This is a genomic window from Streptomyces sp. NPDC053750 (assembly GCF_044544295.1).
Lineage (GTDB): Bacteria > Actinomycetota > Actinomycetes > Streptomycetales > Streptomycetaceae > Streptomyces.
Window position 1 is genome coordinate 1 of record NZ_JBITXB010000042.1, and the last position, 15656, is coordinate 15656.

Annotated in this window: 16 protein-coding genes; 14 read left to right on the forward strand and 2 right to left on the reverse strand. The window is 73.1% G+C overall.

Annotated elements, in window-relative coordinates; translation table 11 throughout:
* Together ACIGO6_RS40795 and ACIGO6_RS40800 are read left to right on the forward strand one after the other, a co-directional pair.
* The coding region (locus ACIGO6_RS40795) for a 3-hydroxyacyl-CoA dehydrogenase family protein (protein ID WP_399885723.1) at positions 1 to 603 on the forward strand (603 nt) is incomplete at its 5' end.
* Between the two features lie 85 nt (positions 604 to 688).
* Positions 689 to 2539, forward strand: coding sequence for an AMP-dependent synthetase/ligase (locus ACIGO6_RS40800; RefSeq protein ID WP_399885725.1), 1851 nt, complete (start codon positions 689 to 691; stop codon positions 2537 to 2539).
* Positions 2540 to 2614: 75 nt separating this feature from the next.
* On the opposite strand, the gene ACIGO6_RS40805 is transcribed toward ACIGO6_RS40800, so the two are convergent.
* On the reverse strand, positions 2615 to 3754 hold the full coding sequence (locus ACIGO6_RS40805) for an acyl-CoA dehydrogenase family protein (protein ID WP_399885727.1): 1140 nt from the start codon (positions 3752 to 3754) through the stop codon (positions 2615 to 2617).
* 85 nt (positions 3755 to 3839) lie between these two features.
* Here ACIGO6_RS40805 and ACIGO6_RS40810 point away from each other — a divergent pair, with 85 nt between their 5' ends.
* The gene (locus tag ACIGO6_RS40810) at positions 3840 to 4424 is read left to right on the forward strand and encodes a TetR/AcrR family transcriptional regulator (RefSeq protein ID WP_399885753.1); all 585 of its coding nucleotides are present in this window, start codon (positions 3840 to 3842) and stop codon (positions 4422 to 4424) included.
* 15 nt (positions 4425 to 4439) lie between these two features.
* On the opposite strand, the gene ACIGO6_RS40815 is transcribed toward ACIGO6_RS40810, so the two are convergent.
* Complete coding sequence (locus ACIGO6_RS40815; RefSeq protein WP_399885729.1) at positions 4440 to 5945, reverse strand: aldehyde dehydrogenase family protein; 1506 nt, start codon at positions 5943 to 5945, stop codon at positions 4440 to 4442.
* A gap of 315 nt (positions 5946 to 6260) precedes the next feature.
* Here ACIGO6_RS40815 and ACIGO6_RS40820 point away from each other — a divergent pair, with 315 nt between their 5' ends.
* The 11 genes from ACIGO6_RS40820 to ACIGO6_RS40870 all read left to right on the forward strand — a co-directional run bounded on the left by ACIGO6_RS40820 (position 6261) and on the right by ACIGO6_RS40870 (position 15549).
* On the forward strand, positions 6261 to 8429 hold the full coding sequence (locus tag ACIGO6_RS40820) for an ATP-binding protein (RefSeq protein WP_399885731.1): 2169 nt from the start codon (positions 6261 to 6263) through the stop codon (positions 8427 to 8429).
* 95 nt (positions 8430 to 8524) lie between these two features.
* Complete coding sequence (locus ACIGO6_RS40825; RefSeq protein WP_064730860.1) at positions 8525 to 8959, forward strand: roadblock/LC7 domain-containing protein; 435 nt, start codon at positions 8525 to 8527, stop codon at positions 8957 to 8959.
* A gap of 2 nt (positions 8960 to 8961) precedes the next feature.
* A complete protein-coding gene (locus tag ACIGO6_RS40830) occupies positions 8962 to 9336 on the forward strand; it encodes a DUF742 domain-containing protein (protein WP_399885733.1) in 375 nt (124 codons plus the stop codon).
* Positions 9314 to 9964, forward strand: a complete 651-nt coding sequence (locus ACIGO6_RS40835) for a GTP-binding protein (RefSeq protein ID WP_399885735.1) — start codon at positions 9314 to 9316, stop codon at positions 9962 to 9964. The genes ACIGO6_RS40830 and ACIGO6_RS40835 overlap by 23 nt, the downstream gene beginning before the upstream one ends.
* Positions 9961 to 10536, forward strand: a complete 576-nt coding sequence (locus ACIGO6_RS40840) for a GAF domain-containing protein (RefSeq protein WP_399885737.1) — start codon at positions 9961 to 9963, stop codon at positions 10534 to 10536. The genes ACIGO6_RS40835 and ACIGO6_RS40840 overlap by 4 nt, the downstream gene beginning before the upstream one ends.
* A gap of 198 nt (positions 10537 to 10734) precedes the next feature.
* Positions 10735 to 11763 (forward strand): L-threonine 3-dehydrogenase, encoded by a 1029-nt coding sequence (gene tdh, locus ACIGO6_RS40845; protein ID WP_399885740.1) that lies wholly within the window; start codon positions 10735 to 10737, stop codon positions 11761 to 11763.
* Between the two features lie 40 nt (positions 11764 to 11803).
* Entirely contained in the window at positions 11804 to 12997 is a 1194-nt protein-coding gene (locus ACIGO6_RS40850) for a glycine C-acetyltransferase (protein WP_399885742.1), read from the forward strand.
* A gap of 28 nt (positions 12998 to 13025) precedes the next feature.
* The gene (locus tag ACIGO6_RS40855; protein ID WP_399885744.1) at positions 13026 to 13928 is read left to right on the forward strand and encodes a LysR family transcriptional regulator; all 903 of its coding nucleotides are present in this window, start codon (positions 13026 to 13028) and stop codon (positions 13926 to 13928) included.
* Between the two features lie 65 nt (positions 13929 to 13993).
* The gene (locus tag ACIGO6_RS40860; protein ID WP_399885747.1) at positions 13994 to 14581 is read left to right on the forward strand and encodes a helix-turn-helix domain-containing protein; all 588 of its coding nucleotides are present in this window, start codon (positions 13994 to 13996) and stop codon (positions 14579 to 14581) included.
* A complete protein-coding gene (locus tag ACIGO6_RS40865) occupies positions 14578 to 15159 on the forward strand; it encodes a GNAT family N-acetyltransferase (protein WP_399885749.1) in 582 nt (193 codons plus the stop codon). Before ACIGO6_RS40860 ends, ACIGO6_RS40865 begins: the two co-directional genes overlap by 4 nt.
* A gap of 30 nt (positions 15160 to 15189) precedes the next feature.
* A complete protein-coding gene (locus tag ACIGO6_RS40870; RefSeq protein WP_399885751.1) occupies positions 15190 to 15549 on the forward strand; it encodes an MmcQ/YjbR family DNA-binding protein in 360 nt (119 codons plus the stop codon).
* The last annotated feature ends 107 nt before the right edge of the window (positions 15550 to 15656 follow it).

Here is a 15656-nt window from a genome sequence, read left to right on the forward strand (position 1 = left end):
ATCGAGCCCGCGTCCGTCGAGCAGGCCGCGGCCCAGGCCGGCTACCCGGCCAAGGTCCTCAACCTGATGGACGAGCTGACCCTCACCCTCCCGCGCAGGATCCGCGAGGAGACCCGCCGGGCGGTGGAGGATGCGGGGCAGATCTGGGAGCCGCACCCGGCGGACGCCGTGGTGGACCGCATGATCGACGAGTTCGAACGCCCCGGACGCTCGGGTGGCGCCGGTTTCTACGACTACGCGGACGGCAGGCGGGCCGGGCTGTGGCCGGGCCTGCGCGAGCACTTCACGGACGCCGCGAAGCAGCCCGCCGAGCTGACCGAGCTGAGGGAGCGGATGCTCTTCGTGGAGGCGCTGGATGCGGTGCGCTGCCTGGAGGAGGGCGTGCTGACCTCCGTCGCCGACGCCAACGTCGGCTCGCTGCTCGGCATCGGCTTCCCCGGCTGGACCGGCGGCGTCCTCCAGTACATCAACGGCTACGAGGGCGGCCTGCCCGGCTTCGTGGCCCGCGCCCGCGAGCTGGCCGACCGCCACGGCACGCGCTTCACCCCGCCCGAGCTGCTGCTGCGCAAGGCCGAGCGGGGCGAGATCTTCACGGACTCCTGAACGGACATCTGAACGGACACCAGAACGGATTCCTGACCGGACATCTGCCCCCGGACGTTCCCATCCGACCCGCAAGGAGGCCCCGATGACATCAGCGCCCCGCACCACCGGCGAACCGCCCGACGCCCCGGCCGACCGGACCCTGCCGCAGCTGCTGGCCCGCAACGCCCGTGAGTACCCCGGTCTCCCCGGCCTCTCCTGGCAGCCCGCCGACGGGGAAGGGGCCGGGAAGGGGGACGGCGACTGGAAGACGCTCACCTGGGCCGAGATCCACGCGCACACCGAGCGCCTGGCCGCCGGTTTCGCGGCGCTCGGCGTCGGCCGCGGCGACCACGTGCTGCTGATGATGGCCAACCGGCCGGAACACTGGCTGTCCGACCTGGCGCTCGTTCGCCTCGGCGCCGTCCCGGTCAGTGTCTACGGCACCGCGGCCCCCGACCAGATCACCCACATCGCCCGCAACTGCCGGGCCCGCGTCGCCGTGGTGGAGGGCACGGCGCAGGTGGCGGTGTGGGAGCCGCTGCTGGCCGACGCCGACACCCCGCTGGCGCGGCTGGTGGTGGCCGACACGGGCGCCGAGGGCCGTCACCTCCCGTACGCCGGCCTGCTCCGGGAGCCGGCACCGGAACAGTTCGCGAAGGAGCTGGACGCCGCGCGCCCCGAGGACCCGCTGACCGTCGTCTACACCTCCGGCACCACCGGGGAGCCCAAGGGCGTCGTGCTGACCCACCGCCAGGTGATGGCCAACGCCCTTGCGCTGGACGCCGTGGTGGAGCTGCCGCCGCACGTGGAGCACATCTGCTACCTGCCGTTCGCCCACATCGCCGAGCGGATGCTGGGCATCTACCTGCCCTGCCACCGGGCCTCACACGTCTACCTCTGCGCCGACCCCACGGGCGTGGGCACCGTCGTGCGCAAGGTGCGCCCCGCGCAGTTCTTCGGTGTGCCGCGGATCTGGGAGAAGCTGTGCGCCGCCGTGCGGGCCGTCCTGTCCCTGATGCCGGCCGACCAGCGGGAGGTCATCGACGCGGCGTCCGCGGTGGCCCGCGAGCACGTCGCGTACCGCGAGCGGGGAGAGACACCGCCCGCCGAACTGGAGGAGCGCTACGCCCGCGCCCGCCGGGACGTCCTGCTGCCGCTGCTGGCCGCGGGCGGCCTCGACCGGGTGACCTGGGCGGCCAGCGCGTCGGCGCCCATGCCGGTGGACGTCGTCGACTTCTGGGCCGGGTTCGGCATCGTGATCATGGACGCCTGGGGGCTGACCGAGACCACCGGCGTGGCCACCACCAACAGCCCGCGCACCGGCTTCCGGATCGGCTCGGTGGGACGCCCCGTGGAGTCCGTGGAGGTCCGGCTCGCCGCGGACGGCGAGATCGAGGTGCGCGGCGAGTCCGTCTTCTCCGGCTACCTCCAGCCGGACGGCTCGGTGCGGTCCGCCCTGGACGCCGACGGCTGGCTCGCCACCGGCGACATCGGCCGGACGGACGAGGACGGCTACCTCTGGCTCACCGACCGGAAGAAGGAGATGATCATCACCTCGACGGGCAAGAACGTCTCGCCCGCCCTGGTGGAGAACGCGCTCAAGGAGCACCCGCTGATCGGACAGGCGCTGGTGCACGGCGACCGGCGCTCCTACCTCGTCGCCCTGCTGGTGCTCGACGCGGAGGCCGCCCCCGCCTGGGCGGCGGCCAACGGCGTCGAGGCGGACGGCGGACCCGCCGGGCTGGTGCGGCATCCCGCGGTCCGGGCCGAGGTGGAGCGCGCGGTGGCCATCGCCAACTCCCGCCTCAACCGCACCGAGCAGGTGAAGCGGTACGAGCTGCTGGCCGAGGAGTGGGGACCCGCGACCGGCGAGCTGACCCCCTCGCTGAAGATGCGCCGCCGGGTCATCCGGGACAAGTACGCCGACGCACTGTCCGGGCTCTACCAGGACTGAACCGGGCCTGTCGGCGCCGACGAGCGGCCGCCCACCCCGACCGGGAGGTGGGCGGCCGCAGCGCGTGGGGCCGGCTCAGAGGCCGTACGTCTTGCCGATCACGTCCCGCTGGATCTCGCTGGTCCCGCCGTAGACCGTGGAGACGACCGCGGCCCGCAGATGGCGCTCCATGTCGAACTCGGTGGTGTAGCCGTAGCCGCCCATCATCTGCATGCCCTCCAGGGCGGCCCGCTTGGCGATCTCGGTGGCCTTCAGCTTGGCCATGGACGCCTCCCGCGGGAACAGCCGGTCCGGCTGCGCGTCGCAGTCCAGGGCCACCTCGCGCACCAGCAGCCGGGTGCACTCGATCTCGGTGGCGAGGTCGGCCACCCGGTGCCGCAGCGCCTGGAAGGAGCCGACGGGCCGGCCGAACTGCTCGCGTTCACGGACGTAGACGAGCGCGTCGTCGAAGGCGCGGCGCGCCAGGCCCAGCATGTTCGACGCGAGGAAGAGCCGCTCGTAGTTCAGGCCGGCCATCAACTGCCGCCAGCCGTCGTTCACCCGACCCACGACGGCGTCCGCGGGCAGCCTGACGTCGGTGAGGAACACGTCGTTGACCTCCCGGCCGCCCATGGTCTCGATGCCCCGGATCTCGACGCCGGGCGCGTCGGCGGGGAGGTGGAACATGGTCAGTCCACCGTGCTTGTCCTCGCCGGTGCGGGCCACCAGCAGAATGCTCTTCGCGCAGTGCGCGTTGGAGATCCAGGTCTTCTGTCCCTCGATCACCCACGTGCCGTCCGCCTGCTGCCCGGCCCGGCACCGCAGCGCGCCGACGTCCGAACCGGCCCCCGGCTCCGACATGGCGATCGACAGGACGTCGCCGCGCACGGCGCCGGGCAGCACCTCGTGCCGCTGCCGCTCGCTGCCGAACCGTTCGTACGCCTTCGCGGCGATGACGGTGGTGACGAAACCCCCGGCCGGGACCATCCCGTACGACGTCTCCTCCAGGAACAGGCAGGCGTCGGCCAGCCCGCCCCCGGAACCGCCGTACTCCTCGGGCAGGCACACCCCGAGCCAGCCCAGCTCGGCGAGCCGGCCGTACAACCCGGGGTGGTGGGCCTCACGGCCGTCGCCGGTCAGCGCGTCCCGCTGCTGCCGGGTACCGCACTCGCGCTTGGCGAAATCTCTGACGGCCGCGACGAACGCGGCCTGCTCTTCGGTGAGGCGACTGCCCATGAGGTCCTCCACAAGTCGTGTGACAAAGTGTTGGTAGTTGTTTCTTGGTTTTTCGGGAGGGGGTATCGGGATCGTGAGCACGGTCATGCAGACCGAGGCGGAGGACCCGGTCGCGCGGCGCATCCTCGACGCCGCGCTGGAGCAGTTCACCGTCTTCGGACTGCGCCGTTCCTCCGTGGACGACGTCGCCAAACGGGCCGGCGTCTCCCGGGTCACCGTCTACCGGCGCTTCCAGAACAAGGACACACTGGTCGAGCAGACCCTGCTGCGCGAGAACAGCCGGTTCTTCCAGCGGCTGGACGCGGCGGTGGCGGCGCTGCCGACCATGGAGGAACGGGTCGTCGAGGGCTTCGTGGTCGCCCTGCGCCACACCCGCGCCCACCCGCTCTTCGGCGGACTGCTGCGCCTGGAACCCGAGCTGGTGCTGCCCTACATGACGGTGAACGGCGGCTCCACGCTCGCCGCCACCGTCGACTACCTGACGGGCCATCTGCGCCGGGCGCAGCAGGCCGAGGGCCGCCCCGACGACGACCCGCGACCGGTCGCCGAGCTCATGGTGCGCGTGGCCGTCTCCTTCCTGCTCAACCCCGCCAGCTGCATCGAGATGGAGGACGAGGACCAGGCCCGCGCCTTCGCCCGCCGCTACCTGGCCCCCCTGCTGAACGCCTGACCCGCCGGACAGGGCCTAGCGCCGCATGTGCAGCATCCGGGCCAGCCGCACCGCACGCTCCCGGGCCGCGGCCGGTACCTCGAAGGAGGTCAGCGCGATCGGCGGGGTGAACCGCTGCACGGTCGTCGACTGCACCGCCGTGAAGGCCCGCAGCCCCTCCTCGCCGTGGATCCGCCCGAAGCCGGAGTCCTGCGAACCGCCGAACGGCAGCGCCGGTACGGCCGCGAAGCCCAGCACCGAGTTCACCGACACCGCCCCCGCGCGCAGCCGCGCCGCGATCGCGGCCCCGGCACGCCGGTTGCGGCAGAACACCGCGGCCCCCAGGGCGTACCGCGAGTCGTTGGCCCGGGCCACCGCCTCGTCCACGTCGGCCACCGCATTGACGACGACGACCGGACCGAAGGTCTCCTCCGTCATCACCGCCGTGTCCTCGGGCGCATCGGTCAGGACGACGGGCGCGACATACGGTGCCCGGACCGACTCGGGTCCGCCCAGCAGGGCCCGCGCGCCCGACGACACCGCCGTGGTCACCTGCCGCTCGACGGTCCCGATCTGCCCCGGCAGGGTCATCGGCCCGTAGGCCGCGTCGTCGTCGGCGCCCGGACGCAGCGCGCCGGCGCGCTCCACCACCCGTTCGCACAGCGCCGCGTGGATCTCGCGCACCGCGTAGACACGCTCCACACCCGCGCAGGTCTGCCCGGCGTTGCTCAGGGCGCCCCACACGATGGCGTCGGCGGCGGCGTCCAGGTCCGCGTCCGCGGTGACGATCACGGCGTCCTTGCCGCCGCACTCGGCGAGGAACGGCGTCAGCGTCTCGGCGCACACCGCCATCACCTTGCGCGCCGTCCCGGGCGACCCGGTGAACGCCAGCTTGTCGACCCCGGAGCGGGCCAGCGCCGCTCCGGTGGCCGCGGCGCCGGTGACGGTGGTGAGCAGCCCGGCGTGTGCGGGCACGGCCGCGTCGAACAGCTCGGCGAGCAGGACGCCGGTGGCCGGGGTCAGCTCGGACGGCTTGAACACCACGGCGTTCCCGGCCGCCAGGGCGTATCCGACGGAGCCCATCGGCGTGTAGCAGGGGTAGTTCCAGGGGCCGATCACGCCGACCACGCCCAGCGGCCGGTGCACCAGCGAGGCCCGTTGGTGCACGGTGAACAGCCCGGTGCGCACCCGTCGTCGGCGCAGCACACGGTCGGCGTTGCGGGCGGCCCAGCCCAGGTGCTCCAGGGTGAGGACGACCTCCAGCGCGGCGTCACCGGCCGGCTTGCCGGTCTCCTCGGCGATGGTCCGGGCGACGGTGTGCAGGTCGGCGGCGAGGGCCCGCTTCCAGCGCAGCAGATGGTCACGTCGCCGGGCCGCGGGCAGCGCGGCCCAGTCCGCCTGGACCTTCCGGGCCCGGGTCACCGCACGGGCGACCTGCTCGGGACCGTCCACCGCGTGCTCGGCGAGCGGCTCGCCGGTCGCCGGGGAGCGGGTGGTGAACGTGGCGACGCGGGGTGCGGCGTCCGGGGTGGTGTCGGTCATCGGGCCCCCTGTGAGTCGGAGATACAAAAACTATTTACTTGTTTCATGGGCGTCAAGACTCCGTTCGCAACACGGGGGCGCGTTCGTCACACACGGTGACTGAATCTGATCGGAGCCGACCGGGCCCGGGCGCTTTCGGATCGGGACCTTCACCGGCTTATCGGGCTGTCGTACGAAGCCTCATACCAGAGCGGGACGTTGCCCGCGGGACTTTGGCAACTGCCCACCGCACATGAGGGGCAGGCGACTACTGTCAGTGTCCGTCGGGCGACGTAGGGCCGACGGACCAGTACACGGACCAGTACGAGGACACCGATGTCTCACCTCCGCGCCCCGGCCGCGCGAGCAGACCGCCGTGAGGGCGGGCGGCACGGCCGGCCGGCCTCCCGTACCGCCCCCGCGCTGCCCGAGACCCACATACGGCCCCAACTCCTCCGTCTCGCCGTGCTGCCGCCCGTCGCGGTCGCCCTCGGCGCCTGCGCGGCCGTACTGTTCATCGTCCGGTCCACCGGCGTCCGCCCCGGCCTCGGCCTGTGGGGCGTGCTCGCCGGGGCGGTCTCGGTGGCCCTCGCGGCCGTCGTCATCGCCGCCGTCGCCGCAGACCGGGCCGCGCGGTCCGTGCACGAGCGCGTCGGCGCCCTGCGCCGCAGCACCGCGCGCGGGGAGGGCGAACTGCGCGCCGTCGTCGAGGCGCTGCGCCGCGGGGAGACCCCGCCGCAGCGGAAGCCGCGCGGCGGACCGCCGGAGGACGCCGACGACTTCGAACTGCTCGCCGCCGACCTGTCCCGTGCCCACGACGGCGCCGTCACCGCCGTGGTCCGGGCCGCCCAGCTCTCCAGCCAGGCGGGCAGCGAACAGAAACTCGAAGTGTTCGTCAACCTCGCCCGGCGACTCCAGTCACTGGTGCACCGGGAGATCTCCATCCTGGACGAGATGGAGAACGAGATCGAGGACCCCGACCTCCTCAAGGGCCTCTTCCACGTCGACCACCTCGCCACCCGCATCCGCCGCCACGCCGAGAACCTCGCCGTGCTCGGCGGCGCCGTCTCGCGCCGGCAGTGGAGCAACCCCGTCGACATGACCGAGGTGCTCCGCTCGGCCATCGCCGAGGTCGAGCAGTACTCGCGGGTCCGGCTGGTCCCGCCGATCGACGGCACCCTGCGGGGCCATGCCGTCGCCGACGTCATCCACCTGCTGGCCGAACTCGTCGAGAACGCCACGCTGTTCTCGGCCCCGCAGACCCAGGTGCTGATGCGCGCCAACCTCGTCACCTCGGGCCTCGCCGTCGAGGTCGAGGACCGCGGGCTCGGCATGCCCGTCGAGGAGCAGAGCCGGATGAACGCCCTGCTCGCCGACCCCGACCAGGTCAACGTCGCCCGCCTGCTCGCGGACGGCCGGATCGGTCTGTACGTCGTCTCCCAGCTCGCCAAGCGGCACGGCATCACCGTCCGTCTGCAGACCAACATCTACGGCGGTGTCCAGGCCGTACTGGTCGTACCGCAGGCCCTGTTGGGTGCGGAGCCGGGTGCCCTCCCGGGCGGCGCGGTCCGGCCGGCGGAGGTCACCGGGGCGGATCCGGTGCCCGTACCGCCGCCCCGACAGCAGGCGCGGCCCGCGGCCCCGGTGGGCCCGGCGGCTCCCGTGGCTCCGGTGGTTCCCATGGTGCCACCGGCTCCGACGGGGCCCGCGCCGGCCACGCAGGCACCGACCGCGCCGGTCCCGGCCACACCGAGGCACGCCCCACCGTCGCACGCCACCCCGACGCCGGTCGCGCCGTCGCTGGGTGTGCCGACGTCGGCCGTGCCGTCGCCGGGCGCTTCGGTGCCCGCCGTGCCGGCGCCCGGGGCGCCGACGCCCGCCGGGTCCGCTACGGCTGCCTCCGCCCCGGCCGGGCCGTCTCCGGCGGGGTGGGCGTCCGCCGGTCCGACGTCCACCGCATCGGCGCCGGCCGGGCCCGCTTCGGCCGCGTCCGCCTCGGCCGGGCCGGTGTCCGCCGGGTCCGCACCGGACGGGCGGGCGTCCGCCGGGCCGGCCCCGGTCGCGCCGGCCCCGGTGGCGTCGGCGCAGGTCGCGTCGGCGGGCGCGGCGCCCGGACCGCTTCGGATCCGCGAGGCCGAAGGCGAACCCGTGCCGCTGCCCGTGCGCGGCACGCACCGGAACCGGCCCACCCCGGCCGCCGCCGTGCCCGGCGTACGGCCCGACGACCGGGGCACCCTCGCCGAACACGCGGCCACCCCGCCCGTCCCCCGCCACAGCGCGGTGCGCGGCACCATGGGCAAGCCCCAACTGCCCCGCCGCCGCGCCCAGGAGCACATCGCACCCCAACTGCGCGGCGGTCCCGCCCCACGCCAGGAACCCGAGCAGTACACCGGTCACGACCCCGGTCTGATGGCGGCCTTCCAACGCGGTGTCGGCCTGGCGGAGGCCCAACAGCACCTGGAGTCGGCCCCCGTGGAGCCGACCCGCGGAGACCCGGCCGGATGACCACCCCCACGACCAGCCCAGACCCCCACGCACCCACCCCCACCCTTACGACCCGCGCTCCCGCGGACCTTCGTACCCCAAGGAGTCGATCCACCATGGCGAGCGATGCGCCGACCGGCCAAGTGTCCGACCTCGACTGGCTGATGAGCGGCCTCGTGCAGCGCGTACCGCACACGAGCAGTGCGGTACTCCTGTCCTGCGACGGACTGGTGAAGTCCGTGCACGGCCTCGACGCGGACAGCGCCGACCACATGGCGGCCCTGGCCTCCGGCCTGTACTCCCTCGGCCGCAGCGCCGGCGTCCGCTTCGGCGACGGCGGGGACGTCCGGCAGGTCGTCGTCGAACTCGACTCGACCCTGCTCTTCGTCACCACGGCCGGCTCCGGCACCTGTCTCGCCGTCCTGGCCGGCCGCGAGGCCGATGCCGCCGTACTCGGCTACGAGATGGCGATGCTGGTCAAGAGCGTGCGCCCCTACCTGGTCACCGCGCCCCGGCAGCACGCCGTCGAACCCCCGGCGATGAGGCCTTGAGGGTGGCCGCGGCCGGCGACGGGCCCTGGCTCGACGACGCGGCCGGCCGGCTGGTGCGGCCCTTCACCGTCAGCAACGGCCGGACCCGGCCCACCGTCGCGCTCGACCTGATGTCCCAGGTGATGGCCACGGGGGCGACCCCCCTCGGCTACCTCGGTCCCGAGCACGCGCAGGCACTCGACCTGTGCCGGGCGCCCCTCCCGGTCGCCGAGCTCGCCGCCCATCTGAGGCTGCCGGTGGCGGTCACCAAGGTGCTGCTGTCGGACCTCGTCGACTGCGGCGCGCTGACCACCAAATCCCCCGCCGCGTTCCACCACCACCCCACGGACCGGGCCCTTCTGGAGGCAGTGCTCGATGGACTACGACGACAGCTCTGACTACGGCCACGGATCCGGCCCAGGATCCGGCCACGACAGCTCCGACCCCTTCCCCACCGCGCTGAAGATCCTCGTGGCGGGCGGGTTCGGAGTGGGCAAGACGACCTTCGTCGGCGCGGTCAGCGAGATCGCGCCGCTGAGCACGGAGGAACTGCTCACCACGGTCAGTGCCGCGACCGACAACCTCGACGGGATCGAGAACAAGCTCGAAACGACCGTGGCCATGGACTTCGGCCGCATCACCCTCGACCCGGAACACGTGCTGTACCTGTTCGGGACGCCCGGCCAGGAACGGTTCTGGTTCATGTGGGACGAACTCTGCGAGGGCGCGCTCGGCGCGGTGATCATCGCCGACACCCGCCGGCTCGAGGAGTCCTTCGCCGCCGTCGACTTCTTCGAGGAGCGCGGACTCGGCTTCATCGTCGCGATCAACGAGTTCGACGGCGCCTACCGCTACGACCCGGAGGAGGTGCGCGCCGCCATGGACCTCCATCCCGAGATCCCGATCGTGCGCTGCGACGCCCGGATCTCCAGTTCGGGCGTACAGACCCTGCTCACCCTCGTACGCCACCTGATCGCCCACACCCCGGCCCCCACCACGGGGTTCGGCGCCGGAGCCCGCCCATGAGCTATGACCCGCCGCGCCCGGTCGGACGCCTGCTGCTCACCCCCGAGGACCGGGAGGCCCCCGCCCGGGTGCGAAGGCTGCGCCGGCTCGGACTGGCGGAACGCCCGGATCCGGCCCTGGACGCCTTCGCGGCCCACCTCGCCCACCTCGCCGCGGCGCCGTACGGGATGGTCAACTTCCTGGTCGAGAACGGGCAGTTCTTCGCGGGCCTGCGGATTCCCGAGTCCCCGCCGGTGACGCGCGGCGACGGCACCAGTCCCGAGTTCGGGCGGGTCCAGGCCCGCGACCACGGTTTCTGCCCCCATGTGGTGGTCCGGCGCAAGGCCCTGGTCCTGGAGGACGTGCGCGACTACCCGCGCTTCGCGGGAAACCCGGTCGTCGACGAGTTCGGCATCCGCTCCTACCTCGGCGCCCCGCTCATCGACAGTACGGGGACGGTGCTGGGCACGGTGTCCGCGGCCGACGTGCGGCCCCGGGTGTGGGGCAAGGAGGGCCTGGCGACGATCAAGTCGACGGCGGCCGACCTCGTACGCCGCATCGAGCGCAGCGCGGAGGACGGCCTCCCACTGTGACCCGGCGGGCGTCGGCGCGAGGGGCCCGAGAGGGCGCGCGACAGGGCGTGAAGGAAAGCTGCGGCCGGGCTTAAGAAAGGCTCGATGGACCCGGGACGGTGTCGTACGGCAGATTGCTGTGCGATTCCCCTCCCCTCCCCGGACGCGGGCTGCCTCGGCATGCCCGGCGCCGGGACCTCACCGTCAGGAGCCGTAGCGTTGAAGGCGCTGGTCAAGGAGAAGGCGGAGCCCGGGCTCCGGCTCGCGGACGTCCCCGAGCCCGTCATCGGACCCGGTGACGTCCTCATCAGGGTGCTGCGCACCGGTATCTGCGGCACCGACCTGCACATCCGGGCCTGGGACGGCTGGGCGCAGCAGGCCATCCGCACCCCGCTCGTCGTCGGCCACGAGTTCGTCGGCGAGGTCGTCGACACCGGCCGGGACGTCACCGACATCAAGGCCGGCGACCGCGTCAGCGGCGAGGGCCACCTGGTCTGCGGCAAGTGCCGCAACTGCCTGGCCGGACGGCGCCACCTGTGCCGTGCCACGGTCGGGCTCGGCGTCGGCCGGGACGGGGCGTTCGCCGAGTACGTCGCCCTGCCCGCCACCAACGTCTGGGTGCACCGCGTCCCCGTCGACCTCGACGTCGCCGCGATCTTCGACCCGTTCGGCAACGCCGTGCACACCGCCCTGTCCTTCCCGCTGGTCGGCGAGGACGTCCTCGTCACCGGCGCCGGACCGATCGGCCTGATGGCCGCAGCCGTCGCCCGGCACGCCGGCGCACGCAACGTCGTGATCACCGACGTGAGCGAGGAACGCCTCGACCTGGCCCGCAAGGTGGGCGTGAGCCTCGCCCTCGACGTCTCGAAGGCGACCATCGCCGACGGACAGCGCGAACTCGGCCTGCGCGAGGGCTTCGACATCGGCCTGGAGATGTCCGGCCGCCCCGAGGCCATGCGCGACATGATCGCCAACATGACGCACGGCGGCCGGATCGCGATGCTCGGCCTGCCCTCCGAGGAGTTCCCGGTCGACTGGGCCCGCATCGTCACCTCGATGATCACCGTCAAGGGCATCTACGGCCGCGAGATGTTCGAGACCTGGTACGCCATGTCGGTGCTGCTCGAGGGCGGCCTCGACCTCGCCCCCGTGATCACCGGCCGTTACTCCCACCGCGACTTCGAAGCCGCGTTCGCCGACGCGGCCGGCGGCAAGGGCGGCAAGGTCATCCTCGACTGGACCGCGTAAGACGACCGCGTAAGTCACTGCTTTCCTAGGAGCTTCTGACATGTTCGACTCCGTGCGCGACGATCTGCGCGCCACCCTCGACGAGATCCGCGCCGCCGGCCTGCACAAGCCCGAGCGCGTGATCGGCACCCCGCAGTCCGCGACCGTGAGCGTCACCGCCGGCGGCCGTCCCGGCGAGGTCCTCAACTTCTGCGCCAACAACTACCTCGGCCTCGCCGACCACCCCGAGGTCGTCGCCGCCGCCCACGAGGCGCTGGACCGCTGGGGCTACGGCATGGCCTCCGTGCGCTTCATCTGCGGCACCCAGGAGGTGCACAAGGAACTGGAGGCCCGGCTCTCCGCGTTCCTCGGCCAGGAGGACACGATCCTGTACTCCTCCTGCTTCGACGCCAACGGAGGCGTCTTCGAGACCCTCCTCGGCCCCGAGGACGCCGTGATCTCCGACGCCCTCAACCACGCCTCGATCATCGACGGCATCCGCCTGTCCAAGGCCAAGCGTCTGCGCTACGCCAACCGCGACATGGCCGACCTGGAGGCACAGCTCAAGGCCGCCGGCGACGCCCGCCGCAAGCTGATCGTCACCGACGGCGTCTTCTCCATGGACGGCTACGTCGCCCCGCTCGGCGAGATCTGCGACCTGGCCGACCGCTACGACGCCATGGTGATGGTCGACGACTCGCACGCCGTCGGCTTCGTCGGCCCCGGCGGACGCGGCACCCCCGAACTGCACGGCGTCATGGACCGCGTCGACATCATCACCGGCACCCTCGGCAAGGCCCTCGGCGGCGCCTCCGGCGGCTACGTCGCCGCCCGCGCCGAGATCGTCGCCCTGCTGCGCCAGCGGTCGAGGCCGTACCTGTTCTCCAACACCCTCGCCCCGGTGATCGCCGCCGCCTCCCTCAAGGTGCTCGACCTGCTGGAGTCGGCCGACGACCTGCGCGTGCGGCTCGCCGAGAACACGGCGCTGTTCCGCCGCCGGATGACCGAGGAGGGCTTCGACATCCTCCCCGGTGACCACGCCATCGCGCCCGTCATGATCGGCGACGCGTCGCAGGCGGGCCGCATGGCCGAGCTGCTGCTGGAGCGCGGGGTGTACGTGATCGGCTTCTCCTACCCGGTCGTGCCGCAGGGCCAGGCCCGTATCCGCGTGCAGCTGTCCGCCGCACACTCCACCGAGGACGTGAACCGCGCGGTGGACGCGTTCGTGGCGGCCCGGCAGCAGCTCGCCGCCTGAACGCCGGTGACCTGAGAGAATCGATCCCGTGATCGAAGCGCGGCGGCTGCACATCCTCCGAGCGGTGGCGGACCACCGCACCGTGACGGCGGCTGCCGCCGCGCTGTACCTCACCCCGTCGGCGGTGTCCCAGCAGCTGGCCGCCCTCGAGCAGGAGACCGGTCACCGCCTGGTCGAGCGCGGCGCCAAGGGCGTACGGCTGACCCCGGCCGGCGAGATCCTGCTCAGCCACACCAACGCCGTCCTCGCCCAGCTGGAGCGGGCCGAGGCGGAACTCGCGGCGTACAGCTCGGGCGCGGCCGGCACCGTCACGGTCGCCTCCTTCGCGACCGGCATCGCCCTGGTCGTCGCGCCCGCGCTGGCCCGCCTCGCCGAGTCCGCACCCGGCATCCGCATCCGCGTCCAGGACGCCGAGGGCGACGCCAGCCTGCCGATGGTGCTGGACCGGCAGGTCGACGTGGCCGTGGCCGTCGAGTACCGCGGGGCGCCCCCCGCCGACGACCCGCGCCTCACCCACGTCCCCCTCTACGCCGAGCCCTTCGACGCGGTCGTCCCGGTGACCCACCGACTCGCCGACCTCGACGAGGTGCCGCTGGCCGAGCTGGCCAAGGACCCGTGGATCGGCCCCTACCCGGGCAACCCGTGCCACGACGTGGTGGTGCTGGCCTGCGAGAACGCCGGCTTCCAGCCCCGCATGGAGCACTCCTCGGACGACTTCAGGGCCGTCGTGTCGCTCGCCGCGGCCGACATCGGCGTGGCGCTCGTCCCGCGCTCGGCGCTGCACGGCACGGACCTCACGGGCGTGGTCGTCCGCCCGGTCGACGGGGTCGCACCCACCCGCCGGGTCTTCGCGGCCGTGCGCCGCGGAGCCGAGGAGCATCCGCTGATCCGCCCGGTGCTGGACGCACTCGACGAGGCGGCCCGGGTGTGAGGCTCCGGTAACACGGCCGTTTCATATTCGGGATAACGTCCCGAATATGAGAAACGGCTCGGACATTGAGAAACACGGACGAGGATCCGCGGGCTCCCGGCCTCGTGGACGCCCGGCTCGCCGCCCGGCTGGCCGAGCTGCGGGCCGAACGCGGCTGGTCGCTGGGGGAGTTGGCGGACCGCAGCGGAGTGAGCCGGTCCACGCTGTCCCGGGCCGAGCGGGCGGAGATCAGCCCCACAGCCTCCGTCCTGAACCGCCTGTGCGCGGTCTACGGGCGGACCATGTCCCGGCTGCTCAGTGAGGTCGAGGCGGAACCCGCGCTCCTGGTGCGCGCCGCCGAGCAGCCGCTGTGGGAGGACCGGGCCGCCGGATTCGTACGCCGCTCGGTGTCCCCGCCGCACGCCGGGCTCCGCGGCGAACTGGTCGAGGGCCGGCTCACCGCGGGCGCCGACATCGCCTACGACCGGCCGCCCGTGCCCGGCCTGGAACAGCACATCTGGGTCCTGGAAGGAACCCTGGAGGTGACGACCCAGGACGTCGGGCACCACCTCGCCACCGGGGACTGTCTGCGAATGCGGGTGTGGGGGCCGACGAGGTTCCGGTGCCCGGGGCCCAAGGACGCGCGCTATGCGCTGGCGGTGGTGCTGCCGTGATCGTGAGCCGCGTCGACGAGGACCGACTGACCGCACAGCTGGCGGAGCTGGCCGGCCTGCTGACCGACACCGTGGCGGGCGGCGCGTCGATCGGCTTCCTGGCACCGCTCGACCACGCGGAGGCCGTCGCCTGGTGGCGAGAGCGGGCGGCCGCCGTGGCCGCGGGGAAGCTCGCCGTCTGGGTGGCGCACGAGGGGGAGCGGGTGACCGGGACCGTGAGCCTCGCCCTGCCCGACAAGCCCAACAGCCGCCACCGCGCCGAGCTGGTCAAGCTCATGGTGGCCCACGAGGCCCGCGGCAGGGGGCTGGGCCGCAGCCTCCTGACCGCCGCCGAGGAGTCGGCCGCGGCGACCGGCATCACCCTGCTCCACCTGGACACCGAGACCGACAGCCCCGCGGAACACCTCTACCGCTCCGCCGGGTGGACCCGGGCCGGCGCGATCCCCGACTACGCCGCGGACCCGGGCGGGACGCTGCGGCCGACGACGCTGTACTACAAGCAGATCGGCAAGCGGATCGATAAACAGGTCGGCAAGCAGGCCGGCAAGCAGGTCGGTGGCGCCGCGGTCACCGGGTGATTGTCAGTGGCGGCGGTTACGGTGCCTGACATGCCGGACGCAGAAGACGTACGCCGTGTCGCCCTGTCCCTGCCGGACACGACGGAGAAGATCGCCTGGAGCATGCCCACGTTCCGGGTCGCGGAGAAGATGTTCGCCACCCTGCCCGAGGACGAGACCTCCATCGCGGTGCGCTGCCCCAAGGAGGAGCGCGACGAACTCGTGCTGGCCGAGCCGGAGAAGTTCTGGATCGCCGGCCACGAGGCCCAGTTCGCCTGGGTGCGGGTCCGCCTCGCCGCACTGGAGGGCGAGGAGGAGCTGCGGGACATCCTCGCCGACTCCTGGCGGCAGGCGGCCCCCACCCGGCTCCTGGAGGCCCATCCCCGGCTGGGGCTGCCGACCGGGGGCTGAAAACCCCTCGGACGTTGATGCTCCTATTGCTGTCAAGCGGCTTGAAGCCAGTCGCGGTAGGCGTGGGTGAGGTCGTCGTCCCTGCTGAGTCCTCGTTCGAGTCTGGA

Coding starts and splice junctions, on each gene's coding strand:
- ACIGO6_RS40800 (WP_399885725.1), top strand. CDS start 689: ATGACATCAGCGCCCCGCACCACCGGCGAACCGCCCGACGCCCCGGCC.
- ACIGO6_RS40805 (WP_399885727.1), bottom strand. CDS start 3,754: ATGGGCAGTCGCCTCACCGAAGAGCAGGCCGCGTTCGTCGCGGCCGTC.
- ACIGO6_RS40810 (WP_399885753.1), top strand. CDS start 3,840: ATGCAGACCGAGGCGGAGGACCCGGTCGCGCGGCGCATCCTCGACGCC.
- ACIGO6_RS40815 (WP_399885729.1), bottom strand. CDS start 5,945: ATGACCGACACCACCCCGGACGCCGCACCCCGCGTCGCCACGTTCACC.
- ACIGO6_RS40820 (WP_399885731.1), top strand. CDS start 6,261: ATGTCTCACCTCCGCGCCCCGGCCGCGCGAGCAGACCGCCGTGAGGGC.
- ACIGO6_RS40825 (WP_064730860.1), top strand. CDS start 8,525: ATGGCGAGCGATGCGCCGACCGGCCAAGTGTCCGACCTCGACTGGCTG.
- ACIGO6_RS40835 (WP_399885735.1), top strand. CDS start 9,314: ATGGACTACGACGACAGCTCTGACTACGGCCACGGATCCGGCCCAGGA.
- ACIGO6_RS40840 (WP_399885737.1), top strand. CDS start 9,961: ATGAGCTATGACCCGCCGCGCCCGGTCGGACGCCTGCTGCTCACCCCC.
- ACIGO6_RS40850 (WP_399885742.1), top strand. CDS start 11,804: ATGTTCGACTCCGTGCGCGACGATCTGCGCGCCACCCTCGACGAGATC.
- ACIGO6_RS40870 (WP_399885751.1), top strand. CDS start 15,190: ATGCCGGACGCAGAAGACGTACGCCGTGTCGCCCTGTCCCTGCCGGAC.